17 protein-coding genes are annotated in these 25,937 nt (G+C 62.9%); 7 read left to right on the forward strand and 10 right to left on the reverse strand.

Annotated elements, in window-relative coordinates; genetic code table 11:
• Positions 1–97 precede the first annotated feature (97 nt).
• Positions 98–1,648: a PLP-dependent aminotransferase family protein gene (locus tag C8K66_RS20780; protein WP_108525813.1), complete on the forward strand. Its 1,551-nt coding sequence runs from the start codon at positions 98–100 to the stop codon at positions 1,646–1,648.
• On the opposite strand, the gene C8K66_RS20785 is transcribed toward C8K66_RS20780, so the two are convergent.
• From C8K66_RS20785 to aspA, 8 genes are all read right to left on the reverse strand, one after another.
• Positions 1,633–6,201 carry a dermonecrotic toxin domain-containing protein gene (locus C8K66_RS20785; protein ID WP_108525815.1) on the reverse strand — a complete coding sequence of 1,523 codons (4,569 nt, stop codon included), beginning with the start codon at positions 6,199–6,201 and terminating at the stop codon, positions 1,633–1,635. The genes C8K66_RS20780 and C8K66_RS20785 overlap by 16 nt on opposite strands.
• Positions 6,202–6,312: 111 nt before the next feature.
• Positions 6,313–7,404 (reverse strand): polyamine ABC transporter substrate-binding protein, encoded by a 1,092-nt coding sequence (locus tag C8K66_RS20790; RefSeq protein WP_017850018.1) that lies wholly within the window; start codon positions 7,402–7,404, stop codon positions 6,313–6,315.
• Entirely contained in the window at positions 7,401–8,435 is a 1,035-nt protein-coding gene (locus C8K66_RS20795; protein ID WP_108525817.1) for a histone deacetylase family protein, read from the reverse strand. The genes C8K66_RS20790 and C8K66_RS20795 overlap by 4 nt, the downstream gene beginning before the upstream one ends.
• Positions 8,436–8,568: 133 nt before the next feature.
• Positions 8,569–9,561: an AraC family transcriptional regulator gene (locus C8K66_RS20800; protein ID WP_017850016.1), complete on the reverse strand. Its 993-nt coding sequence runs from the start codon at positions 9,559–9,561 to the stop codon at positions 8,569–8,571.
• 59 nt (positions 9,562–9,620) lie between these two features.
• Positions 9,621–14,216 carry a hypothetical protein gene (locus C8K66_RS20805; protein WP_108525819.1) on the reverse strand — a complete coding sequence of 1,532 codons (4,596 nt, stop codon included), beginning with the start codon at positions 14,214–14,216 and terminating at the stop codon, positions 9,621–9,623.
• Positions 14,217–14,345: 129 nt separating this feature from the next.
• Positions 14,346–15,323: an asparaginase gene (locus C8K66_RS20810; protein ID WP_108525821.1), complete on the reverse strand. Its 978-nt coding sequence runs from the start codon at positions 15,321–15,323 to the stop codon at positions 14,346–14,348.
• A gap of 72 nt (positions 15,324–15,395) precedes the next feature.
• On the reverse strand, positions 15,396–16,847 hold the full coding sequence (locus C8K66_RS20815) for a sodium:alanine symporter family protein (RefSeq protein ID WP_046381614.1): 1,452 nt from the start codon (positions 16,845–16,847) through the stop codon (positions 15,396–15,398).
• 380 nt (positions 16,848–17,227) lie between these two features.
• Positions 17,228–18,652, reverse strand: coding sequence for an aspartate ammonia-lyase (gene aspA, locus C8K66_RS20820; RefSeq protein ID WP_017850012.1), 1,425 nt, complete (start codon positions 18,650–18,652; stop codon positions 17,228–17,230).
• A gap of 182 nt (positions 18,653–18,834) precedes the next feature.
• Here aspA and C8K66_RS20825 point away from each other — a divergent pair, with 182 nt between their 5' ends.
• The 5 genes from C8K66_RS20825 (at position 18,835) to C8K66_RS20845 (ending at position 22,550) form a co-directional block, all read left to right on the forward strand.
• Positions 18,835–19,743 carry a LysR substrate-binding domain-containing protein gene (locus tag C8K66_RS20825; protein ID WP_017850011.1) on the forward strand — a complete coding sequence of 303 codons (909 nt, stop codon included), beginning with the start codon at positions 18,835–18,837 and terminating at the stop codon, positions 19,741–19,743.
• A 251-nt stretch (positions 19,744–19,994) separates the two neighbouring features.
• A complete protein-coding gene (gene purE, locus C8K66_RS20830; RefSeq protein ID WP_017850010.1) occupies positions 19,995–20,486 on the forward strand; it encodes a 5-(carboxyamino)imidazole ribonucleotide mutase in 492 nt (163 codons plus the stop codon).
• 11 nt (positions 20,487–20,497) lie between these two features.
• Positions 20,498–21,583, forward strand: coding sequence for a 5-(carboxyamino)imidazole ribonucleotide synthase (locus C8K66_RS20835; protein ID WP_108525823.1), 1,086 nt, complete (start codon positions 20,498–20,500; stop codon positions 21,581–21,583).
• Positions 21,584–21,689: 106 nt separating this feature from the next.
• A complete protein-coding gene (locus C8K66_RS20840; RefSeq protein ID WP_046381616.1) occupies positions 21,690–21,935 on the forward strand; it encodes a GlsB/YeaQ/YmgE family stress response membrane protein in 246 nt (81 codons plus the stop codon).
• A 78-nt stretch (positions 21,936–22,013) separates the two neighbouring features.
• Complete coding sequence (locus tag C8K66_RS20845; protein ID WP_046381617.1) at positions 22,014–22,550, forward strand: DUF3299 domain-containing protein; 537 nt, start codon at positions 22,014–22,016, stop codon at positions 22,548–22,550.
• 58 nt (positions 22,551–22,608) lie between these two features.
• Here the strand turns inward: C8K66_RS20845 and C8K66_RS20850 are convergent, their stop codons facing one another.
• Together C8K66_RS20850 and C8K66_RS20855 are read right to left on the reverse strand one after the other, a co-directional pair.
• Entirely contained in the window at positions 22,609–23,508 is a 900-nt protein-coding gene (locus C8K66_RS20850) for a D-hexose-6-phosphate mutarotase (protein ID WP_108525825.1), read from the reverse strand.
• A gap of 58 nt (positions 23,509–23,566) precedes the next feature.
• On the reverse strand, positions 23,567–23,971 hold the full coding sequence (locus tag C8K66_RS20855) for an acyl-CoA thioesterase (protein WP_010566936.1): 405 nt from the start codon (positions 23,969–23,971) through the stop codon (positions 23,567–23,569).
• A 468-nt stretch (positions 23,972–24,439) separates the two neighbouring features.
• On the opposite strand from C8K66_RS20855, the gene C8K66_RS20860 reads away from it, so the two are divergent.
• Positions 24,440–25,729: an MFS transporter gene (locus C8K66_RS20860; RefSeq protein WP_017850005.1), complete on the forward strand. Its 1,290-nt coding sequence runs from the start codon at positions 24,440–24,442 to the stop codon at positions 25,727–25,729.
• The last annotated feature ends 208 nt before the right edge of the window (positions 25,730–25,937 follow it).

Raw genomic sequence — 25,937 nt, forward strand, 5'->3', positions numbered from 1 at the left:
TATTCCTTGGCGAATGCCTGCATCCTAGGCAGGCTAATGGTTCGTTGTAAGAGCCATCTATGACCCATTTCATGGGTCCAATTCCGGAGCCTGCCCAATGTCGTCCCTTGCGCCGCCGTTGTCGTTCAACCCTGCGGGAATCGAGCTGGATCGTCGTCAGGGGCTGACCCGCCAGCTGTACGAAGCCTTGCGCCAACGCGTGCTGGACGGGCGACTGGCCGGCGGCACGCGTTTGCCCGCCACGCGCGACCTGGCGGCGGCGTTGTCGATTTCGCGCAACAGCGTGGTGCGTGCCTACGATCAGCTGTATGCCGAGGGCTTTACGCAAAGCCGGGTCGGCGACGGGACGTATGTCGCCCAACTGCCCAGTTCAAAAAAACTATCCACAAAACTGTCCACAGGGTTTTCAACAGGCTTATCCCCAGCCTTATCCACAATCGAGCTGAAAAACGCCGATATTTCGAGCGAAAAAGTTATCCACAGCGCGGCGCTGGAGCGCCTCGAAAACAACCATTTGCCCTTGCCGCCCACGGGGCCTCCACGGGCATTTCGGGTGGGGGTTCCGGCCTTCGACCTGTTCCCTTTTGACGTCTGGGCCAAGCTGAATGCGGCTTTTTGGCGCAAGCCGGACCTCAAGCTACTGTGCTATGGCAACCCGGCCGGGGACGAGCGCTTGCGCAGCCTGATCGCCGCCTACCTGCGCAGCTCGCGGGGCATGCAGTGTACGGCTGAGCAAATTGTGATCACCAGTGGCGCGCAGCAGGCAATCAGCCTTTGTGCACAGTTGCTGGTGAGCCCAGGTGATGGCGTGGCGATTGAAAATCCCGGCTACCGCGCCGCCGGTCATGCCTTCGCCCTGGCCGGTGCGCAGTTGCAAGGTGTGGCGGTGGACAGCGAGGGGATCGACTGCAGCGTGTTGAACGGCCTCGACAACTGCCGCCTGGCCTATGTCACGCCGTCCCATCAGTACCCATTGGGAGTGGTCATGAGCCTGGCCCGGCGCCTGGAGTTGCTGGCCTGGGCCGAACGCAGCGGTGGCTGGGTCGTCGAGGATGACTACGACGGCGAGTACCGTTACAGCGGCGCGCCGCTGGCCCCGCTGGCGGCCCTGGATCGCAGCGGGCGGGTGTTGTATGTGGGGACGTTCGGCAAGGTCGCGTTCCCGGCGCTGCGCCTGGGTTACCTGGTGTTGCCGCCGACGCTGGTCGACGCATTCGCCCAGCGCCGCGCCGTGGACGTGCGGCACTCGGAGGTCAGCACCCAGGCGGTGATGGCGGAGTTCATGGCGGCGGGGCACTTTCAGCGGCATATCCGGCGCATGCGTCGCGCTGCGCTCAGTCGACGCAACGTCCTGTTGAACGGCTGGCCGGACGAGCTGCCGGGGGTCGGCAGCCTGCCGAACAGTGCGGCGGGCCTGCACCTCACTGTGCGGGTGGACAGCCTTGCCCGCGAACAACAACTGGTGGCGCAGGCCCGCGCAGTGGGCGTGGAGGTCAATGGCCTGAGCAGCTATTGGCTGGCGCAGGCCGGGCCCCCGGACGATCAACGCGCCGGCCTGGTGCTGGGCTTTGCCGCAGTGCCCGAGGCGGCGATCCGTCAGGCGCTCGCGCGGTTGCGCCAGGCCTGGACCGGTCAGGCTGAGGGCTGAGGCTTGGCTTTCAGGAACAGCGAGCGGGCCAGATGCAGACCGATTTCACTGCGGTACACGGCGATGTCGCTCAAGGGTTCGAACCGGCCGCCCATCAGGCGCTGTTGGCGGTTTTTCAGGTGGGCGGCGGTGTAGGCTTCTTCCGGCCCGGTGAGGGTGGGGTAGTGAAAGTGTGCGTACCACAACGGACGGTTCGTGTTGACGTCCACCACCGCATACTCCTGCAGGAAACCCTTGTCGCGCCCCCTGAGTCGGGTGCGGGCGCCGACAGGCGGGTCTACCGTGACGGCGCCCTCGCGCAACAGCAATTCGACGTGCGCCGCCTCCGGTGGTCGGCGCTTGAGCACCTCGAGCTTGATCCGTTTGCCTTCCCGGTAAAGCTGGGTGATCGCCTCATCAAGGCGGCGGTTAGTCAACGCAGCTGACGGCGAGGCGCTTTCGGTCTGGTTGCTGGAGGTCAACGCCTCTTCGATATCCTGGTTGGCCCGTTGCAGTTTTTTGGCGTGCTGGTGGAAGCGCTCTTCGATTTCCACCGGCAGTTGCCGGGTTTCCTTCGCCCAGGCTTCCTTGTTGGCGATAAAGGCTTCGACCCCATCGACCAGCGCCTGACCGTCGCTGATGCTGTTTGCCAGGTTACGCGCCTGGCTGCGGGAAGCGGGCTTGGGCGTCAGCTCGCGTTCGACCCAAACCCCCGGCTCCTTCTCATGGAAGGTTGCAATCACTTTGCCGGTCAGGGGTTCCTTTACGTCGACCAGCGTCTTGCCGTCTTCGTCGGGGCTTTCACGCTCTTCGCCGACCACCATCCCCTTGAAGCGCGTCTTGATGTATTTTTTCTTCGCCCTGGGGACGGTGCGCGACGGGCCCGCGGTGGGCTCCATGGCTCTGCGTTCGCGAAGCAGGGTTGTCAGTTGTTTCTCTGCGAGCCGAGCGAACTCGTCCACTTGCTTGCGCAGGTTTTCCAGGTCGGGCTTGTTGAGGTCATTGGGAAACTCGGCCGGCAGATCCACCAGGTTCTGGTCAACCCTGGAAAACTGATCCATCAGGCTGTCCAGGGTTTCGATCAACTGCTCCGGCGGCACCATGTTGCGCGGTTGTGCGGCCTCTCTGAAACTTTGGACCGCCAGCTCCGCCACATCGACGATACGGCGCAAGGCTTCCCTGGCGTCGGCGCGTGTGGCCGATGCGCCTTCGGCCACGCACAGGAAGTGGCCCAGGGTAATCTTGAACGCCTTGAGATCATCAAGGGCATAAGCGGGCAGGTGCGGCTCATGCTGCTGGATCAGCCTGACCCCGCGCGCACCCAGGGCACGAGCCTCCTTGAAGCGTGCCTGAAGGTAGCCCAGGCGCTCCGCCATGGCGTGTGTCGCGGTATACATGTTGCGGTAGTGAACGGTGGGCAAGGCTTCTTCTTCAACGCCCTCGATGTCGAGGTGGCCCTGTATGGCTTCCAGTCGTTCGCGAAACGGGATCTGTTGTTCGCTGATGGCGGAGCGCGCCAGAAACAGCTGATGTTCCAGGTAGCCGACCATGGCGTCCTGATAGTTGGGCACCGTGTCGAGAATATTCAGGGATTTGAGCTGGGAAATCGGTACGTCGATTTCTTTGAGACGCGTATCCACCTGTTCGAGAAAGGTGGTTCTGGCCGCGGCTTTGGCGTCACCCGCCGTGCGGTCGATGGCGCCTTGCAAGGCTTCAAGACCGTGCTGGCGCTGGGCTTGCTCGCTGTCGAAGGTTGCCAGTTGCCGGCGTAAATCGGTGATTTTCGGCGGCCTGAGGGCTTCGCCTTTTTTGCGCCGGCTGCGCAGGCCGCCTGCGCGTAGGCGCAAGCGCGTGTCGACGAACCATTGCCCCAGGCGATTGGCGATCAGCGGCGGGCCGCGCCGGCCTGGTTGGCGCGGATCGATGATCAACACGGTGTCGTTTTCGTCGACCGTCACTTCAAACCATCGTGTACCCACCGGGGCGTACCAGTGTGAGGCTTTGGCATAGAGATGCTGATGAGGGCCTTCCACGGTCTGTTGCGTACCCAATTGATCGGGCTTGGCCTGCGCAAAGCTGTCGAGAAACGTGCCCAGGTTCTGCGCGCTGCGGTTCAGGGCACCACTGATGTGCAGGGTGTGTTCGTGGTCGACGGGCAGCTCTGCCGTCGCGATATCCGGCTTTTGGACGACCTCTACCTTGACCTCCGGCGGCGGCAATGCGCGCGGCTTGGCGGGCTTCCCGATGGACGACTCGGGCCGATGCGCCGTGGCGACATGCGTCGTTAACACCATGCCGAGCGTCAGCAAGATATCCACCAGCGCCGAGAGCCCGGCGGAACGGTCACCGACCTCATTGGTGTCGACCATTTGTTGCAGGTCATCCATCAATTGCCAGATCCAGGTCGCGGCGCCCGCGGCGCGGCCCATGAACGGCAGCACGGTATTGAACATCAGCCACCCGGCGTGCTTGAAACTCTCCCAGCGCGCCTCGGCATTGGACACCGATTGGCGGTCGGCCAGGGTGACCAGCGCGTCGGCGTTGGCTCGGAACAGTGTGGCGAAGTCGTCGTTTGGCAGCACTTCCCGCCCCAGTTCGACGGGGCCGGTCATCACCAGTGCATTCAGCGGGTCGTTCAGCACACTGGTAAATACCCACGGCGAGGGCAGGCTGCCGGGAAACACAAATTGCGCGTAAGCCGTTCGCACCTTATCGGGCAGCCAAGCCAGGACCGATTGGCGCAATGGCGTGTCTTGTTTGATCGCGTACAGCAGGTTGGTCGGTGACGGGAACTGCATCAACGGTTGGTTGGACAGCGGGCGATAGAGCAGGCAAGGACCTTTTTTCGGGTCTTGAGGGCCAATGACGAACATGTTGCCGACGACGTCGACGGCCGAGCCCAGACGGCGTTTGGGGAGCAGGGACAAGCGGCGGATGACCACCGCCGCGCCGTCGACCACACGGGCTGCGCTGTCTGGATGCATCGCCGCGCAGACATAGCGATAGCCCTGTTCGCTCAGGTCGTGGACACCTCGTACTTTGTACTGCAACGCCAATAGCGGCAGTTGCAGGCGTAATTGAGCGGTGTAGAGACGTTGCCTTCGCAGGGACTCGGCAGCGTCGTCAAGCAGCGTGCGTTTGACCAGGGCCGGGTAGTGCATGCCGACGTTCGCCTGGGTAATCAAGTGCTCCAGGTAGGCCGCCGTCATCCAGGCGGGCACCGCGCTGCCGTTTTCATAACCGACGGTTTTGTTGCCCAAGGGCAGGGCTATCAGGTTTTCCAGGGCCAACTCGGCGAGGGTAAAGGTTTGGGTCTGGGTGTTTCCCGGCACGATCAGGGTGCCCCAGGCTTGCACGCTGGTGACGCTGATCCGCACGCTGTCCAGCGTCGTGCGGGCCACGTCGGGGTGGTCCTTGACCATCAGGGTGTGGATCGCATCCAGGGCAAAATCGCCGATGTGCTTGATCCCGTCATCAAAGGCTTTACCCGCGTGCCGCAGGTGCAGGGCCGCGAGGTCCATCATGTAGCGCCCGTAGGTGGCCTGATCCGACGAGGACGCGGTGAGTATCCAGTCGGGCAAGGCGCGATGTACCCAGCCGATTCTGTCTTGATTCAGCGGGGCGCGGGGGGCGATTTCGCTGCCTGGCTTGTCGTGCGCCATGGTCGGGATCAGCTCACCGCTGTTGAACGCGATTGCGCCGATTGCCTGAATCTGCAGGGAAATAAACGCACAGGCCTGCTGCTCGAAAAAGTCCCCTGAGGGTTGGAAGAGTCGCCAGTGGAGCTTGGTCGCCTGTGGAGTGGCCACTTGAATGCTCAGGGCGTCGCCAAGCGCTTGCAGGCTCTTGAAGGCGGCGTAACCGTCGGCGATCGAATAGCTGAGGATGATGTCGCGCTCGCCGAGGCGCCCGACCAGTACCGCCAATGCCGACAGGTTGAGGTGTTTGACCTGTGTGGCGTATTCCAGGTCGACGTCGATCAGATAAGCCTTGGTCGCGTATTTGTCCTGGGGCAAGCGCTGGGCGTAATCCGGCGTGTGAAAAACCGCCCTGGCAACGTTGCATTCATCCTCGTCCCAACCCTCCACGCTGTCGACATTCCAGATCGCGCGCAAGGCGTTGGCAAAGGTGCGCCAGCGTGGGCCGTTCGGGTGGTTGCTGGCATTCCAGAACGCGAGTTGCTGTTCTTGGTACGCGACGCACAGCAACGGTGCCAGCTCATTGATCAGGCGGCCGACGGAGTCCACCTTGACCGGCAGATGCACGTTCGGCCCGGTGGCGGATTGATAGATCAGGTAGTGCTCGCTGTCGAGCCAGGTGACAGGTGCGCCGGATGTTGCACTGCGGCACAACGCGCCGGTCAGTGTTTGAAATCGCGGGGCTCCGGGCAGGATCGCCTCGGCGGTGATCTGCCAGTGCGGTGTCACCAGAAGGGTCAGATCGGGGTCGATGTCGAGATCCGGGTACAGCTCGCGCAAGCTCGAGCGCAGGGTGACGGCCGCGACTTCGCGCAAGGAGGGGCCGGTGGTCAGTTGAGTCAACAGGTCGTTGGCACTGGGAGGCGATGAGGGCAAGGGCGGGCTCCTGACGGGCGAGGTGAGGCGGGTTGCCGACGGCAACCCAGGACCTCGACCACGTTAGGGCGCGTGCCCGTCCGGAGGTGGTAGTTAGATAGCGGGCGGCCTCTATGTCCCCGACTTGATCTTGGTCCACGCCCGCGTCCGGGCGCGCTCGGCGTCGCGGCCCAGGGGTTTGAGGGTATACAGCGTGGCCATCGCCGCCTCGGTGGGGTATAGGTTGGGGTTGTGGCGGATCGCTGGGTCAACCAGTTCCGTCGCGTCTTTGTTCGGGTTGGGGTAACCGACGAAGTCGCTGATCGGCGCGATCACCTGCGGTTGCAGCAGGTAGTTGATGAAGGTGTAGGCGTCCTGCGGGTTTTTCGCGCCTTTGGGCAGGGCGAGCATGTCGAACCAGATCGGCGCGCCTTCCTTGGGCAGGCGCATGTCCACGATCACGCCGTTCTTGGCTTCCTTGGCGCGGTTGGCGGCCTGGGAGAAGCTGCCGGAATAACCGACGGCCACGCAGATGTCACCGTTGGCGATATCGGCCATGTACTTGGAGGAGTGGAAGTAGGTGATGTACGGGCGGACTTTCATCAGCAGCGCTTCGGCTTTTTCATAGTCCTTGGGGTTGCTGCTGTTGGGGTCCAGGCCCAGGTGCTGCAGGGCCAGCGGCAGGATCTCGGACGGCGAATCGAGCAGCGCGACGCCACACTGCTTGAGCTTGCTGATGTTTTCTTCCTTGAAGATCAGGTCCCAACTGTCCACCGGCGCATCGGCACCCAGCGCGGCCTTGACCTTGTCGGGGTTGAAGCCGATCAGGATGGTGCCGTACATGTAGGGCACGGCGAACTTATTGCCGGGGTCGTTGGCCTCGAGCAGCTTCATCAGCTTGGGATCGAGGTGGTTCCAGTTCGGCAGTCGGCTGCGGTCCAGGGGCTGGAATACTCCGGCTTCGATCTGCTTGGCGAGGAACACGTTGGACGGCACCACCACGTCATACCCGGAGTTGCCGGTGAGCAGCTTGGCTTCCAGGGCTTCGTTGGTGTCGAAGATGTCGTACACCAGTTTGACGTCGGGGTTCTGCGCCTTGAAGTCTTCCAGCGCCTTGGGCGTGATGTAGTCGAACCAGTTGTAGACCCGCAGGGTTTTCTCTTCGGCATGGGCCGCGCCACCGAGAACGGCGGCGCAGAGGACGAGCGACTTGAGCATGTTCATTGGATGGACCCCTCAAAACCTTCTAGAACGTTGACGGCGTTGATGCCGATTTCTGCCACGGCGTAGCCGCCTTCCATCACAAACAGCGTGGGTTTGCCCAGGCGCGCGATGCGTGCGCCCATGGCCAGGTAGTCCGGGCTGTCGAGCTTGAACTGCGAGATCGGGTCGTCCTTGAACGTGTCCACACCCAGCGACACGACGATAATGTCGGCGTCATAGCGCTCGATTTCCCTGCACGCCTCGTCAAGCGCCGCGCTCCAGCGCGCCCACCCGGAACCGGCCGGCAACGGGTAGTTGAAGTTGAAGCCTTCCCCGGCGCCTTCTCCCTGCTCATCGGCGTAGCCCAGGAAAAACGGGAACTCCGCCTCCGGATGCCCATGGATCGAGGTAAAGAGCACGTCGTTGCGTGCGTAGAAGATCGATTGAGTGCCATTGCCGTGGTGGTAGTCCACGTCGAGGATCGCCACCTTGCGATGGCCCTGGTCGAGAAACGCCTGGGCGGCGATGGCGGCGTTGTTGAGGTAGCAATAACCGCCCATCAAGTCGCTGGCGGCGTGGTGCCCCGGCGGGCGACACAGCGCGAACGCACAGTGGGCGCCGCGCTGGATCGCTTGCTGTGCGGTCAACGCGACCTGGGCGGAGCTGTAGGCCGCTTGCCAGGTGCCGGCGGTAATCGGTGCGCCGCCGTCGAAGCTGTAGTAACCGAGCTGGCCGTGCAGGCTGGTGGGCAGCACGCGGCGCAAGGTGCGCGCGGGCCAGGTGTAGGGCAACAGGTCGCCGTCCTCGCCGAATGCGGTCCAGCGTTGCCAGGCACCTTTGAAGAAGTCCAGGTAGTCGCGGCTGTGGACACGTTGCAGCGGCGCGAGGCCAAAGTCCTGCGGGGCAAGGACCGGGCCCAGCCCACGGGCTTTGACCCGTTGCAGTACGTGGTCGGCGCGCGAGGGCATTTCGAAGCAGGGCATCAGTTGCCCGTCCATCAGTTCACAGCGGCCGTGGTGCAGGTGGTGATCGTCCGAGTAGATCGTCAGCATTTTGTTGTTCTCCGCAGGCGGTATCGGTGCCTGCAGTCTTGCGGGCGGGGCGCTTTATGAGAACGGCAGGAGCGGCCAAAAGGGGATAAATCGGGCCAAATTGTGTGTCCGCAATTCGCCCATCAATGGGGCGTCATGCACGAAATTGGCTCGGCGCCACGCCGCTCCAGCGCACAAAGGCATGCCGGAAGCTGGCGGTTTCGCTGAAACCCAGTTGCTCGGCGATGCGGTAGATCGGCAGTTCATCCGCCGCCAGCCATTGCTTGGCGCGCTCGAAGCGCAGTTCGTCGAGCAGTTCCTGATAACTGCACCCCAGGTCGTGCAAGTGGCGGCGCAGGGTGCGCGGCGAGCAGTTCATCTGTGCGGCCAGGCCTTCGATCCCCGGCGCGGCGCCGAGTTGGCTGGTGAGCAACTGGCGGATTCTGCCCAGCCACGCCTGGCGGCCGGTGAACTCCAGGTTCTGTTTGCGGCACCGCTCGGCCATGGCCTGGTGGGTCACGGCGTCGGCCAGGGGCAGGGGCTGGTCCAGCCAGCGCTTGTCGAAGGCGAAGGCGTTGGTGCCGGCGTCGAACTGCAGCGGGCAGGCGAAACACTCGCTGTAGCGCGCGCGATAATCCGGCGCGCTGTATTCAAAGCGTGCGCCAAGCAGCGCCAGCGGCTGGCCGAGCAGGTCGTCGCAGATCACCTTCAGCGAGGCCAGGCACAGTTCGACGTTGAACATCTGCATGGCCGGGGTTTCGCGATAGTCCGCGGCGGTAAACCAGATGCGCTCGCCGTCCGCCTCCAGGCTCAGCTTGAAAAGTGTTCCCAGCAGCGCCGGATAGCGCAGCGCCAGGCGCAAAGCGTCACCGAAGGTGGCACTCGTCAGCAGCGCGTAACCGAGCATGCCGTAGGCCGATACATGCATCTGGCGGCCCAGCGCCAGGCCGACATCCCGGCGCAAGGCCACGGCATTGGCGCATACGCGCATTTCCTGATTGGTGGTAATGCGCGTGTCGGCGCGGCTCAAGTCCGCCGCGCAGATGCCGCTGCCCGCGAGCAAGGCCTCGCTGGGCAGCCCTTGGGCCTTGAAGGTGTCGAGCACCAGCGACACCGCGTTGAGGGTGGTGAGATGAGCGTGCAGCATCGACGGCTCCAACGTGTCAGGTACGGTGAAAGAGCAAGTTGTGTGCCGTCGGCCGTGTGTCAGGCGAGGTTGAAAAACAGCGTACTGGCCTGACTCTCGTTGATCTCGCTGCGGTGGAATGCCACGCGTTGTGCGCTGCTCAGGCCTTTGGTGGTGTCGGCTGCCGCGCCCAGGCTGTGTTCCTGCGGTGTCTTGAGGCGCGCGCTGATAAACGCCCTGGGCGTGGTCCAGTCGGTCGAGTAGTGGAAGTGTGCATACCACAGCACCTTATGGGTGCTGCGGTCGGTGATGGTGTATTCGTCCAGGTAATCCGGCCGGGCGGATTTGATGCGTCGGCGGCTGATGGTTTTTTTGATGCTTATCGCGTTGCGGGCCTTCAACCATTGCACGCCGGAGGGTGTCGGTGGGTGCTGTTGGGTCATCCTCAGCACATTGTCTACGGATTGTTGATAGAGGACTGTGGTGGCGTCGCTGAGGGTCTTTTGGACGGTGCTGGCCAGGGCCACGTCGCCTTGCGCGAGGTTCTTCTGGCTCAGGGCTTGCTCGATACTGCGCGTGGCTTGCTCCAGACGCTGGGCGTGTTGATGGTACAAGTATTCGATGCCGATGGGCGTGCGTTGGGCTTGGCTGGCCAGGCCGGCGATCCGTTGTTTGAAGTCCGGTAGGCCGTCGAGCAGGTTCTGGCCGGCGTCCACGCTGGTTTGCAGGTCGATGGGCGTGTTCACCGTTTGTTCGCTCCTGGCCCGTTGCACCCAAAAGCCGTCCGGTTTCTCGTGAAACGTGGCCACCACGGTGTTGGACAGGGGCGAGCGAACATCCACCAGCCCGGTGTCCAGGCCTGTGGCGGACAATTGCGGCTCACCGACGACCATGCCGTGGTAACGGGTGCGGATGAATTTTTTCTGCGGGTGTGGCGGGACGGGCGGCGGGCTGGGGGTGGCTCTCAGCGCGGTGCGTCGGTCGGCCATTTGCGCAAGATGGGTGCTGGCGTGTTTGGTGTACTCGCCGAGTTGCTCGCGCAGGCGGGTCAACGGTTCCGTCAGGGAGACGCTGGGGAATTCCGTGGGAAAGTCCTGCAGGCGCTCGCCCAGCACCGTGAACTGTTCGATCAGGCTGCTCAGGGTTTCGATCTGTTCGTCGATGCGCTTGTCACTGCGCTCGCACAGGGTGTCGCGCAGGGCCTGGATGGCGATGTCGCAGGCGTCGACAATATGGTCGATGGCGGCCCATGCCAGTGGTGCGCTGAGGGTGGTGGTTTCGCGCAGGCACAGGTTGCGGGCCAAGGTGACTTGCAACGCCTTGAGGTCGCCGCTGCTGTAGGCAGGCAGCAGGCTTTTGGTGTTCTTGATCAGGCGCAGGCCTTCGCCGGGCAGGTCACGCAGTTCGTTGAACCGCGTTTCGAAGTAGTCCAGGCGTTCGATCATGCCGTGCAGTATTGCGTTCATTTGCAGTGCGTCGGGGATGTTGCGCACGCGTGCGTCGGCGGCCTGCTTCGCGATGTGGTCGAGGATTGTACGGAGTTTGGGTGTAAAGGCTTTGAGCACTTCGTTGAGCCCGGCCCAGCTCAGGCTCAACTGAGCCTTGAGATACCCCACGGCGCTGTGCAGGTAGTCCGGCGTTGGGGCAAGTACATTCAATTCTTTCAGGTTTTTCAGGGCGGTCTCGTAGTCTGTGCGTTGGGCCTCCAGTTGATCGAGGTAAGCCCTTTGCGCGGCCTCGGCCGAGGTGGGCGGCGCGTCAACCAGTGCCTGATAAGTCTTTTCCAGGGTGTCCTGGGCAGTCTTTTTCTGTTGCTCGAAGGCGGTGATCTGCCTGCGCAGTTGGCTGGCCTGACGTTCGGCTTGCGCCCGGGCTTTGCGCTCCCGGCTTCTTGAACCGCCGCCACGCAGGCGCAGCCGGGTGTCGATGAACCACTCGCCCTTGAGATTGCCGATCAGAAAGGGACCGTTGCGCGCGGGTTGTTGGGGATCGGTGATCTGCACTTCGTCATTCTCATCCACCGTCACTTCGAACCAGCGTTCGCCGACCTGTGCGTACCATTTATCGAGCAGCGGGTAGAGGTGGCGATGGGGGCCGATGCGCGATGAGGCTTTGTTGCGCACCTTCGGCTTTTCGACCTTGAAACTGTCCAGCAGGCTGCCCAGGTCGCTGGGGCTGCGGTTGATCGCGGCCAGGGTGTGCAGTGCATGCGGGTGATTGCCTGGCAGCTCAACTGCCGAAAGGTTGGCCAATTGTTTGACTGTCACGGGCTTGGCGATCACCTCGGGCCGGGCGGCAGGTTTCGGCGCCGGCTCGTCCTTGCTCAAGGCGGGGGCTGGCGGCGCGTCGCGGCTGGCGATGTGCAGGGTCAACACCATGCCCAGGTTGAGCAACAGCCCGGCCAGGGCGGACCATTCGGCCGGTTTGTCCTTTTGCTGTTGCGCGTCGACGACCGCTTGCACCTGATCCAGGATCTGCCAGATCCAGGCGGCGGTGTTCACGGTGCGGCCCAGGAACGGCAGGGCTGCGTTGAATATCAGCCAGCCCGCCTGCTTGAGCGAGGCCCAGCGACTTTCGGCATTCGACGCCGACTGACGGTCGGCCAGCGTGATCAGCGCGTTGGCATTGGCCTTGAACAGTTCGTCGGGCAGCTCGCCGCTGAGCGCTTGCATGCCCAGGTCCATGGGCCCGCTCATCATCACGAGTTTGACCGGGTCCACCAGCAGCGTCACGACTGCCCAGGGCGACGGCAGTTCGCCGGGGAATGCGTAGCGTGCGTAGTCGTCGCGCACGTTGTCCGGCAGCCAGGCCAGGACCGAGTCGCGCAGGTGGCGTGATTGGCGGATCGCATACAGCAGGTCGGCCGGTGACGGATATTGCAGCAGTTGTAATTCCGCCATCGGGCGATACAACAGGCAGGGCCCGGCGTTCGTGTCCTGGGGGCCAATCACAAACATGTTGCTCACCACGTCTTGCGTGTCGGCGCTGCGGTTTTTCGGCAGGAAGGCCAGGGGACGAAGAACGATGGTTTGCCCGTCGACCTGACGGTCCGCTGCCTCTGGCGCCAGCACGGCAGCGACGTAGCGATACCCCAGTTCGTCGATCCCGGCGTGTCGGCTCATCTTGTATTGCAAGGCTTGCAGCGGCAGTTGGATGCGCAAATGGCTGCTGTACAGGGCGCGTCGGCGGCTGGATTCGAGCGGGTTGTCGAGCAACTTGCTTTTGGCCAGGGCCGGGTAGTGTTGGCCGACGTCCACCTTGCGGATCAGCGTTTCGATGTATGCCACGGTCAGCCACGCCGGCACGGTGCTGCTGTTGCGCAAGCGCACGCTTTTGTCGCCGAGGGGCAGGCCGATCAGGTTTTGCAGGGCCAGGTCAGCCAGGCTGAAGGTGGTGGTGTCGACCTTGCCCGGCAGGGTGAAACTGCCCCACACAATCGGGCTGCGTACCTGAATCTCGATGTTCTCCAGGCGCAGGTTCGCCGCGTCGGTGTGGTCCTTGAGCATTTCGGCGCGCAGTCTGTCGAGCGCGTAGGTCTGGATGTGCGGGATGTCATCGTCGTAGGACTTGCCCGCGTTGAGGCTGTGCAGCGCGGCGAGGTCTTTCAGGTAGCGTGCGTAGAGACTCAGGTCGGTGGTGGAGGCGGACGTCAGCCAGGACGGGAGTGCGTCGAGGTAGGGTTTGAGGTCAGGTTGCTTTTCGCCGACCAGCTCTTGGGTGGCCGGTGGCAGGTTGAGTGAGGATTCGCTGGGGGCGGTGCGCCGCAGTTGCTGAGTGTCGAGCTGCCCGATGAACGCAAGCTGTTGGGCAATCAGCGTGCAAGCCTGGTGATCGAAAAAATGCCCGGTGGGTTCGAACAGTCGCCATTGGATGTCAGTGGGTGCATGGCGACCTACGTAGCCGGGCAAGCTCTGGCCCAGCTGCTCCAGCGTGGCGAATTTCTCGTAGCCGTTGAACAGGGAGTACGTGAGGATAAGCGTCTCGCCGTCGTGGTTGCCGATCAGCACGGCAATCGACAGCAGGCCCAGGTGGGTGACGGTTGCGCCATCGACCTGATCGACGTCCACCAGGTAGGCGCGGCAGGCGAACGCATCGTCGCTCTGGCGGCGTGTCAGTTCCGGCGCGGCGTACAGCGTGCGGGCCATGGCGCAGTCCTGCTCGTCCCAGCCGTCGACGCGGGTCACGTTCCACACCGAGCGCAGCGTGCTGGACAAGGCTTGCCAATGGGGGCCGGAGGTGCCGTTGCTGGAGTTCCAGAACGCCACTTGTTGTTCCTGGTAGGCGGTGAGCATCACTGGCGCCAGCAGGTTGATCAGGGTGGCGATCTGCGTGATGCGTACCGGCAGGTGCGCGGTGGGTTGCTGGTTTTTTGGCTGGATAAGGTAGTGCGCGCCTTCGATGTAGAGCGCGGGTTCACCTGAGATGGCCTGATTGGTGAGGATGTCGGTGAGGGTTTGGTGCGCGGTGGGGCCGGCGACGATTTCATCGTCGACAATGCCCCATGTCGGCGTGCCGACCATGGCGATGTCCGGGTCGATGCCCAGGTCCGGGTAGAGTTCTTGCAACGAGCGGCGTAACAGCGTGCTGGCGGCTTCCCGGAAGGCGGGGCCGACGCAGAGTTGGGTGACCAGCGTATCGGAGGGGGTGTAACGAAGGGTGGAGGTTTGTTGGCTCATGGGTTCCTGCCTTGCCATTTCATGGACGCTGCCGGAAGAACAGCTTCGGCATGCTAGAAAGCGGCAAGGCAGGGAGGAGGCTAACTATATAGTTGGCCGAGGGTTTTTACGCGGGTTCGGCTGTACGATTCAGGCCAGTTCACCGCACAGATCGAGTTCCACCAGGCGCCGGATGGTCTGGGTGTCGAGCCCGGCGCCGAGCAGCGCGTTGAGTTTGCCGAACGCCGCTTCACGGGTCATGCCACCACCGGACAGCACGCCCACTGCACGCAAACGGCTGCCGGCTTCGTACACGTCCAGTTCCACGCCGCCCTCATGGCATTGGGTGATCGCGACCACGACCACGCCTTGTGCCTGCGCGCGCTGGAGGCTGGCGAGGAACTCGGGGTCGTCGCTGGGCCCGGTGCCGCTGCCGAAGCATTCCAGGATCAGCGCCTGCAGGCCGCTGCCGATCAAACCGTCCAGTTGGGGCGCGCCGATACCCGGCACCAACGGCAGCACGCCGACATTGGCCAGGGCCTTGGGCTGACGGTAGTCCAGCGCTGCAGGAATCGACGCGGCGCGGGCCACGCCGCCCTGGCGTTGCAACGCGGCGAACGGGTGACGCCCGAAGCTGCGGACTTTCGCGCAGCGTGTCGGCGCCATCAGCGTGCCGTGGAAGTACAACTGCACACCCGGCGCCAGGCCTTGGCCCAGGGCCAGCAGCGCACCGCTGACGTTTTCCCAGGCATCGCTGTCGGGTACGCCGGCCGGGAGCATGGAACCGGTGAACAGCACCGGCGCCGGCAGGCCCAGCAGCTGGAAGCTCATGGCGGCCGCGCTGTAGGCCAAGGTGTCGGTGCCGTGCAGGATCAGCACCGCGTCGCAACCGTCGTCCACGGCTTCGACCACGGCAGTGCGCAGGCGCTGCCAGTAGGCCGGGGTCATGTTGGCGCTGTCGATCAGCGGCGACATTTCCCGGAAGCGCCATGTAGGCACCGGCTGGCTGGCGAGTTGTTCGCGCATGCGGGCTTCGAAACCGGATGCGGGGGTAAGGCCGTTGGCACTGGCTTGCATGCCGATGGTGCCGCCGGTGTAGAGCACCATGACGTTGTTAGCTGCTTGCATCGAAAATCTCCTGAACGAAAAACGCCGCCAAGCCCAGAGCATGCCCAAGGCCAGGCGGCGTGTCATCTGCGCTTAGCGTTGCGACAGTGCGATCGATTCAGCAGGCGCTTTAGCGGCAGGCTCCGGTTTCACCGGGTTGGCCGGCCAGGCCTTGTGGTCCAGGTCCAGGTCGGGGAACTGGCTGGAGTCGAACACCGGGGTCTTGATCCCCGCCGCGCGCTGGTTGTCGTAGTCATTCAGGATACGCATGGCGATCTTGAACAGGAACGCCAGGGCGAACAGGTTGACGAACGCGAGCATCGTCATGGTGATGTCGGCGAAGGCGAACACGGTGCTCAGGTTCTCGATCGAACCCCAGAAAATCAGCACCAGCACCAACGCGCGGTAGCCCATCAGCACCTTGCGGTTGTTGCCGACCAGGAAGCGCAGGTTGCTCTCGCCGAGGTAGTAGTTGTACATGATCGAGGTGAACACGAACAACGCCAGGGCCACCGAGATGAACATCCGGCCCCAGTCGCCGACCACGGCTGCCAGGGAGTTCTGGGTCAGGGCAATGCCGTCGCCTTCAAAGCCCGGGGTGTAGAAACCGGAGAGCAGGATCAGCAAGGCGGTGCAGGTGCAGATCACGAAAGTATCGAGGAACACGCTGAACGCTTGCACCACGCCTTGGGCGATCGGATGTTCCACCGACGCGACCGCCGCCACGTTAGGCGCACTGCCCAAACCGGCTTCGTTGGCGAATACGCCGCGCTTCACACCCATGATGATCGCACTGCCCACCAGGCCGCCGAAGGCCTGGTCGAGGCCGAACGCGCTCTTGACGATGGTCGCGAGCATGGCCGGCACGTGGTCGAATTGCAGCACGATCACGTAGAGGGTCACGGCGATGTAGACCAGGGTCTTGACCGGCACCAGCAGGTCGGCGATCGAGGCGATCCGCTTGATCCCGCCGATGAACACCAGGCCCAGCAATGCCGCCAGGGCCAGGCCGGTGTAGGTGGTGTCGAGGCCGAAGGCGTTGTTCAGCGAATGCGTCACGGCATGGGCTTGCAGGCCGTTGAAGGCAAAACCGAAAGTCACCAGCAGCAGGAACGCCATCACCATGCCCAGCCAGCGCTTGTGCAGGCCGTGCTGGATGTAATAAGCCGGGCCGCCGCGGAAGGTGCCTTCGGCGTCGGTGCGCTTGTACAACTGGCCGAGGGAGCACTCGATAAAGCTCGAGGACATGCCCACCAACGCGGTGACCCACATCCAGAACACGGCACCGGGGCCGCCCAGGGTCACGGCAATGCCGACACCGGCGATGTTACCGGCACCGACGCGGCCGGCCAGGCTGAGCATCAGCGCCTGGAACGAACTGAGCTGGTCGGAGCTGTTTTTCAGGCTGTCGCGAAACACCGAAAACATGTGGAAAAAGTGACGCAACTGAACGAAACGCGAGCGGATCGTGAAATAACCGCCGAGCCCGACAATGAGCACGATCAGTACTTTCCCTGAGAGGAAGTCGTTGATGACTTCGAGCATGGAGTGTTCCTCGCTGATTTTTCTAATGGCAAACGCAGGACGGTTCGACGCTGTCACTTGGCACCAGGCAGTGCGCGACGGTTCGACCCGATCCTTTTGCGGGTGTTGTTATTCATGCGTTTTCGCGTGTGTCCGGGCCTCGTTACCGATGGCCGCTGGCGCGAAGAGGGGCGGCACTATACCTAGGCGAACGTGATCCGTCTGCCTGGGCTGATTAAAGGTTTCAGCCAGGGCGTGGCGGGCAGGGGCGATATTGGAATTTTTATGGGCGTCATTTCACAACCTTGAGGCAAAAAAAAGGGCCTGAAGAACGAGCCTTCAGGCCCTCAAAAGGTGAGAGGTGTCTAGTCCCTCAACCTGGTGAGCGGTGCAACAAACGCTTAGGCCTTCAGCGGGACCAAACGTGGAGCAATCATGTTTTCGGGGCGCAGGATGTCGTCGAGCATGGCGTCGTCGAGCAAGCCTTCTTCGCGCACCAGTTCCAGCACGCCGCGGCCGCTTTCGAGGGCGATACGCGCGATGCGGGTGGCGTTTTCATAGCCGATGTACGGGTTCAGCGCGGTGACCAGGCCGATGGAGTGCTCCACCAACTCGCGGCAGCGGGCTTCGTTGGCGGTGATGCCGACGATGCAGTGCTCGCGCAGCATGTCCATGGCCCGTTGCAGCAGGCGGATCGAGTCGAAGATCTTGAAGGCGATCAACGGTTCCATCACGTTCAACTGCAGTTGGCCGCCTTCGGCTGCCATGGTCAGGGCCAGGTCGTTGCCGATCACTTGGAAGGCCACTTGGTTGACGGCTTCCGGGATCACCGGGTTGACCTTGCCAGGCATGATCGAGCTGCCAGGCTGGCGGGCCGGCAGGTTGATCTCGTTGATGCCGGTACGTGGGCCGCTGGACAGCAGGCGCAGGTCGTTGCAGATCTTCGACAGCTTCACCGCGGTACGCTTGAGCATGCCGGAGAACAATACGAAGGCGCCCATGTCGGAGGTGGCTTCGATCAAGTCCGCCGCCGGCACCAGTGGCTGGCCGCTGATGGTGGCCAGGCGTTGTACGGCCAGGGCCTGGTAGCGCGGGTCGGCGTTGATGCCGGTGCCGATGGCGGTGCCGCCCAGGTTCACTTCGGTCAACAGCTCCGGCGCCAGGGTTTTCAGGCGGGCCAGGTCTTCGTTGAGGGTGGTGGCAAAGGCGCGGAATTCCTGGCCGAGGGTCATCGGCACGGCGTCTTGCAACTGGGTGCGGCCCATTTTCAGTACATGGTTGAACTCGACACCTTTAGCGGCGAACGCCTGGATCAGGCTGTCGAGGCTGGCCAGCAGCGCGTCATGGCCCAACAGCAGACCCAGGCGGATCGCGGTCGGGTAGGCGTCGTTGGTCGACTGCGCCATGTTCACGTCGTTGTTCGGGTGCAGGTACTGGTACTCGCCCTTGTTGTGGCCCATGGCCTCCAACGCGATGTTGGCGATGACTTCGTTGGCATTCATGTTGGTTGAAGTGCCAGCGCCGCCTTGAATCATGTCCACCACGAACTCTTCGTGGAAGTCGCCGCGGATCAGGCGGGCACAGGCTTCGCTGATCGCAGCGTGCTTGGCTTCGCTGAGCTGGCCCAACTCGCGGTTGGCGTCAGCGGCGGCTTGCTTGACCATTGCCAGGCCGACCACCAATTTCGGGTAATGCGAAATCGGAACGCCCGATAGGCGGAAGTTATTCACCGCTCGCAGGGTCTGGATGCCGTAATACGCTTGAGCAGGTACTTCGAGTACGCCAAGCAGGTCTTTTTCTGTGCGGAATGATGCAGCGGAGGACATGACGGAAATCATCTCGATATGGACCCGGAACTGGCCGGAACGCTGTGAATGCTAGGCTTGTGGAAGTTTTTGGGCCAATGCTGTTAAACACTGGCCTATGCACAAACGGCATAATAGGCGTGTGACCCGGCTATCATGGCGGGCGTGTGTGCCAAAATGGTGCATACCCGTGGGAGGAACTGATGAACCTTGAGAGCAAATGGCTGGAAGACTTCAGCGCCCTGGCGGCGACGCGCAGCTTTTCCCAGGCTGCTGAGCGGCGCTTTGTCACCCAGCCGGCGTTCAGTCGACGTATCCGCAGCCTCGAAGCCGCGCTGGGCCTGACCCTGGTCAACCGCTCGCGCACGCCGGTGGAATTGACGGCCGCGGGGCAGTTGTTCCTGGTGACCGCGCGCACGGTGGTCGAGCAGCTCGGTGAAGTACTGCGCCATTTGCACCATCTGGAAGGCGGGCAGGGCGAAGTCATGCAAGTGGCGGCGGCCCACTCCCTGGCGCTGGGCTTCTTCCCGCGCTGGATCGCGCAGTTGCGCAACGAAGGCCTGAACATTGCCACCCGGCTGGTCGCCACCAACGTCGGTGATGCCGTGCATGCCCTGCGCGAAGGCGGCTGCGATTTGATGCTGGCGTTCTACGACCCCGACGCGGCAATGCAGATGGACCCGGAGATCTTCCCGTCACTGCACCTGGGCAATACCGAAATGCTCCCGGTGTGCGCCGCCGATGCCGAGGGCAAGCCACTGTTCGACCTGGAAGGTGAAGGCAGTGTGCCGCTGCTGGCCTACAGCGCCGGGGCATTTCTGGGGCGTTCGGTGAACCTGCTGTTGCGCCAACGTGCCCTGCGCTTCACCACGGTTTACGAAACCGCGATGGCCGACAGCCTCAAAAGCATGGCCCTGGAAGGCCTGGGCATCGCCTGGGTGCCGCAACTGAGCGTGCGTGCCGAGTTGGCCCGGGGTGAGCTGGTGGTCTGCGGCGGTCCGCAGTGGCATGTGCCGTTGGAGATTCGTTTGTACCGCTGTGCCTTGGTGCGTAAGGCAAACGTGCGGTTGTTGTGGCGCAAGCTGGAAGGTGGAGCCGCGCAGAATACGTGAGTCCAGCACCGCTTAACTGTGGAAGGGGTTTTGTGGGGTTTTCGCTGACTCTTAAGTCAATAAAACCGCCGGTTTGCGCCGCTAGACAGATGGTCATTCCAGGGGCTGTTTATCTGCGTTATTACGGTATACTGCGCGGCCTTCGGCCGGTCCAACCGGCCAAATTTCGTACACCAAGCCACGCCGGATTTCCCGCGTGGCTTGTTGTTTTTTGACGCGCCTGCGGGCGCCCAGAGAGAAGAGGCACGACGATGAGTGCATTGGTTGGCGTGATCATGGGCTCCAAGTCCGATTGGTCCACCCTTAGCCACACCGCCGATATGCTGGAAAAACTCGGCATTCCGTATGAAGTGAAAGTGGTCTCTGCCCACCGCACCCCGGATTTGCTGTTCCAGTATGCCGATGAAGCAGAATCCCGTGGCATCGAGGTGATCATCGCCGGTGCCGGCGGTGCAGCGCACCTGCCAGGCATGTGTGCGGCCAAGACCCACCTGCCGGTACTCGGCGTGCCGGTGCAGTCGTCGATGCTCTCGGGCGTGGATTCGCTGTTGTCCATCGTGCAGATGCCGGCCGGTATCCCGGTGGCGACCCTGGCGATCGGCAAGGCCGGCGCAATCAACGCCGCCTTGCTGTCCGCCAGCATCCTGGGCGCCAAGCACCCGCAGTTCCACGCGATGCTGAAAAAATTCCGTGCTGAGCAGACAGACAGCGTGCTGGACAATCCAGACCCACGTATCGCCTGAGGTTGTTGACGATGAAAATCGGTGTAATCGGTGGCGGCCAACTGGGTCGCATGCTGGCCCTGGCGGGAACGCCGCTGGGGATGAACTTCGCTTTCCTGGACCCGGCGCCGGATGCCTGTGCGGCCGCGTTGGGTGAACACCTGCGCGCTGACTACAGCGACCCGGACCACCTGCGCCAACTGGCCGAAGAAGTCGACCTGGTGACCTTCGAGTTCGAAAGCGTCCCGGCCGAAACCGTGGCCTTCCTCTCGCAGTTCGTGCCGGTCTACCCGAGCGCCGAAGCCTTGCGCATCGCCCGTGACCGCTGGTTCGAGAAGAGCATGTTCAAGGACCTGGGCATTCCGACCCCGGCCTTCGCCGATATCCAGTCCCAGGCGGACCTGGACGCCGCCGTCGCCAGCATCGGCCTGCCGGCCGTGCTGAAAACCCGTACCCTGGGTTACGACGGCAAGGGCCAGAAAGTCCTGCGCACCGCCGCCGATGTGGTCGGCACCTTCGCCGAACTGGGCAGCGTGGCCTGCCTGTTGGAAGGCTTCGTGCCGTTCACCGGCGAAGTTTCGCTGATCGCCGTGCGTGCCCGCGATGGCGAGACCCGCTTCTACCCGTTGGTCCACAACACCCACGACAACGGCATTCTCAAACTGTCCGTGGCCAGCACCGACCATCCGTTGCAGGCCCTGGCCGAAGACTATTCCAGCCGTGTGCTCAAGCAGCTGGAATATGTCGGCGTGATGGCGTTCGAGTTCTTTGAAGTCGACGGTGGCCTGAAGGCCAACGAAATCGCCCCGCGTGTGCACAACTCCGGGCACTGGACCACCGAAGGCGCCGAGTGCAGCCAGTTCGAGAACCACCTGCGCGCGGTGGCGGGCTTGCCGCTGGGCTCCACAGCCAAGGTGGGCGAGAGCGCCATGCTCAACTTCATCGGCGTGGTACCGTCGGTTGAAAAAGTCATCGCCATCGACGACTGCCACCTGCATCACTACGGCAAGGCTTTCAAGACCGGGCGCAAGGTCGGCCACGCCAACCTGCGTTGCCAGGACCGCGCGACGCTGCAAGCGCAGATCCTCAAGGTCGAAGCGTTGATCGCCGAGCAATAATCCCGGGGGCGGCGGGAACCATTGGTGGCCGCCGTCTCTCTGATTGCAGGATGATAAAGCCTGGCTAGGCTTTTTCATGACTCACATTCAATCAGAGGGAAATGCCATGGGTATCATCGGAACCATCTTTATCGGCCTGATCGTCGGCCTGCTGGCGCGTTTCCTCAAGCCCGGCGACGACAGCATGGGCTGGATCATGACCATCCTGCTGGGTATCGCCGGCTCCCTTGCCGCCACCTACGGCGGTCAGGCACTGGGTATCTACCAGGCAGGCCAGGGCGCGGGTTTCATCGGCGCATTGGTGGGTGCCATTGTGCTGCTGGTGATCTACGGCCTGATCAAAAAGAACTAATCGAGCGACAAAGTCCTCTGCGCTGCGCAGGCGCAGAGGGCTAGAATGCCGGCACTGTTTACCTTGTCGAGCTCCTCCATGCGCCGTCTCCTCTTGATGTTTCTCCTGCTGGGCCCAGGCCTGGCTCATGCTGGCGAACTGCCGGAAACCGACTGGCTCGACCTGATGCCGCTGTCGGACCAGAAAGCCCTCGAACAAATGCCGGAAATCGACCACAACTCTCCCGAAGCCCAGGGCACCTTTACCGACAAAGGTGGCTTGAAGCAGAGCAAAGGGTTGCCGGCGGTGATGTATTCCACCAAGACCGTGGCCGCCATGAACGGCAAGAACATCCGCATCGGCGGTTACCCGGTGCCCTTGGAAACCGACGCCAAGGGCCGCAGCACCCTGTTTTTCCTGGTGCCGTACCCAGGCGCGTGCATCCACGTGCCGCCACCGCCGCCGAACCAATTGGTGCTGGTGCGTTACCCCAAGGGGTTGAAGCTGGATGATATCTACACGCCGCTGTGGGTCACGGGCACGTTGAAGGTGGAGACGGTCAATAACGACCTGGCCGATGCGGCGTATGCGCTGGATGCGGGGAAGGTGCGGGCGGTGAAGGAGTCGGATCTCTAAACCACAACACCGACCAATGTGGGAGGGAGCAACACCCCCTCCCACATTTTGATTGGGTTTACAAAGCGCTACTGGTGATGCTCACGCCCAAGGTGTGGCTTTCGCCCGGCGCCAACGCCACCACATCATCCAGCACGTTCGCCGTCTCGATGCACAGCATGCCCTGCCAGCCGTCGTCGGCCATGTCGTCGAAGGCCTTGGCACGTTCGGTCCAGGGGTTCCAGATCACGGTCGAGTGGGAGCCTTCGCTGCTGAGCCGGACGCGCCGCTGCCAGTCGTTATCGACGATGTGCAACTGCGCGGGGGTGTCGAGGTAGATGCGGTCGGTCTCGGCGCCGAAGTGCAGCGGCCCAGCCTGTTGCCGGGTGGCCCAGCCGTCGGCGGTATCGATATACGCAAGCCCGTCCAGGCCCTCGACCTGCACGTTGCGCACATCGCTCACGGCGAAGTAGGTGTGCAACGCCTGGCTGAGGGTCACGGTGTCGGTGCCACGGTTATGACTGGTCAGGCCGATGTGCAGGTGATCGTCCAGGCGCAGGCTCAGCTTCAGGTCGACCTGATGCGGCCAGCCGGGGAAGCCGCCCGCGGGCACGGGGAGCACCAGGTCGACGCGCAGGGTGTCACCTTCGAGTTCGGTGGCGGCCAATTCCCAGAGTGCAGTACGCACGAAACCGTGGGCGCCCGCGGGCTGGTCGCTCTGGCGCATGGCCTGCACGCTGTGCGGGTTGCGATCGAACACGCCGAACCACGGCCAGCACACCGGTACGCCGGTGCGGATGCCTTTGCCAGCCTTGAAGACGGCTGCCTTGTTCGGCCAGATCAGCGGCTGTTCGCCTGCGCGTTGGTAACTGAAGAGGTGCGCGCCCTGTTGGGCCACCATCAGCTCGGCGCCGTTGTGGCGGATGCGCCAGCAGTCCAGCTCGTCGATTTTCACGGATTCAACGCGGGGCGTCGGCATAAAAAAGCACTCTTAATAGCAGGCAATGGGGCAATTGACCGTCAAAACCCGGCGAGGTTTAACGCGCTCGCGACGGTACCGAACGGGTGCGGCCGCTGCCATCGATGGCGACGAACACGAACACCGCCTCGGTGACCTTGCGCCATTCGCTGGACAGCGGGTCGTCGCTCCACACTTCGACCATCATCTGGATCGAGCTGCGGCCGATTTCCAGGGCCTGGGTATAGAAGGACAATTGCGCGCCCACGGCCACCGGCACCAGGAACGCCATGCGATCAATGGCCACGGTGGCGACACGCCCGCCTGCGACCTTGCTGGCCATGGCCGTACCGGCCAGGTCCATCTGCGAGACCAGCCAGCCGCCGAAGATATCGCCGAAACCGTTGGTTTCACGCGGAAGCGCGGTGATTTGCAGGGCGAGATCGCCTTGTGGGATGGGATCTTCTTGTTCGAGTTCGATCATGCCGAGGGTGCCTCTGAGCCGTGACGCTTCATGGGTGTTTCAAATGGATAGCCGTCTTGTAGAAAAACATTTCAGCACCAACGCACGACGCGAGCTGTGTTTCTCGTAAGGCGTACTAAAGGGAAACTCTGCCAAACCGGCTGGATGGCACCCAACGGCGTTTTGGCACAGCAGCCCCTCAAGACTGCGGGTCTGGCGCTTGCAAGGGCCGAGTATATCGAGACGCTGGCGTCGCGACGACCTCTCGGCGCTCATTTGGTCGGTAAATAGACGCTGTAACGGAGCTTTTTCCGGCAACTGTTCTCCTGCCCTGGTTGACCGACTCCCTGCGCCGTGAATAGTTCACCGCGCTGCGCTATCAACCGTTCGACGCTGTGCTTTTTCCGGCGATTTGCTATCTTGCCAGACCGCCGCAAGTCCAGGGCGTGCCGTCTTTATTACGCTGATTACTATAAGAGAAGCCTTGCCATGTCCTCCGTGCCCGCAAGCAGTGCGCAACCGTCGCGCCCGCTGACCCGCAACGACTACAAAACCCTGTCGCTGTCTGCCTTGGGCGGGGCGCTGGAGTTCTACGACTTCATCATCTTCGTGTTTTTCGCCACCGTGGTCGGAAAACTGTTCTTCCCCGCCGACATGCCCGAGTGGCTGCGCATGATGCAGACCTTCGGCATCTTCGCCGCCGGTTACCTGGCGCGGCCCCTGGGCGGCATCATCATGGCGCACTTCGGTGACCTGCTGGGGCGCAAGAAAATGTTCACCCTGAGCATCTTCATGATGGCCGTGCCGACCCTGATCATGGGCCTGCTGCCGACCTACGCGCAGATCGGCCTGTGGGCGCCGATCCTGTTGCTGTTGATGCGCGTGATCCAGGGCGCGGCGATCGGCGGCGAAGTCCCGGGCGCCTGGGTGTTCGTCTCCGAACACGTGCCGCCACGCCACATCGGCTACGCCTGCGGCACCCTGACCAGCGGCCTCACCGCCGGCATCCTGTTGGGTTCGCTGGTGGCCACCGCCATCAACACGCTCTACAGCCCGGAGCAGGTCTCCGATTACGCCTGGCGTATCCCGTTCCTGCTCGGCGGTGTGTTCGGCTTGCTGTCGGTGTACTTGCGCCGCTGGCTGCATGAAACGCCGATCTTCGCCGAGATGCAGCAACGCAAGGCTCTGGCCGCCGAACTGCCGCTGCGCGCGGTGCTGCGCGACCACCGTGGCGCCATCGTGCTGTCGATGCTGCTGACCTGGCTGCTGTCGGCCGGCGTGGTAGTCGTCATCCTGATGACCCCGACCGTGCTGCAGACCCTCTACCACTTCAGCCCGACCGTTGCGCTGCAAGCCAACAGCCTGGCCATCGTGACCCTGAGCCTGGGCTGCATTGCCTCCGGCGCCCTGGCCGACCGCTTCGGTGCCGGCCGCATACTGGTGGTCGGTTGCGCACTGTTGCTGGCGACCTCCTGGACGCTGTATCACAGCCTGCTGGACCACCCTGACTGGCTGTTCCCGCTGTACGCCCTGACCGGCCTGTTTGTCGGCACCATCGGCGTGGTGCCCTACGTGATGGTGAAAGCCTTCCCACCGGTGGTGCGCTTCAGCGGGTTGTCGTTCTCCTACAACGTGGCCTACGCCGTGTTCGGCGGGCTGACGCCGTTGGCGGTGTCGCTGCTGATGAAAGAAAGCCCGATGGGCCCGGCCTACTACGTTGCCGTCCTGTGCGTGATGGGGATGGGGGTGGGTGGGTATCTGTGGAAGCGCGGCAGGTAATCAGCTATCTGAAGATCGTTCCTACGCAGTTGCGTAGGAGCGATCATAAATTACAGAGTGTTTCCGAATCATCGTTTCAACCGCCTCGACGTCCTCGCCACCCCCGTTTTTTCGGCACTTGCCGCTTCTGGCCGCTTTTTCCCCCAATACTGGCCTTTCATCTAATTGTCATATTCCAGACATAGAGTGTTCACACGGCCTATCAATA

The organism is Pseudomonas sp. GV105 (genome assembly GCF_003058185.1).
GTDB classification, from domain to species: Bacteria; Pseudomonadota; Gammaproteobacteria; order Pseudomonadales; family Pseudomonadaceae; genus Aquipseudomonas; species Aquipseudomonas veronii.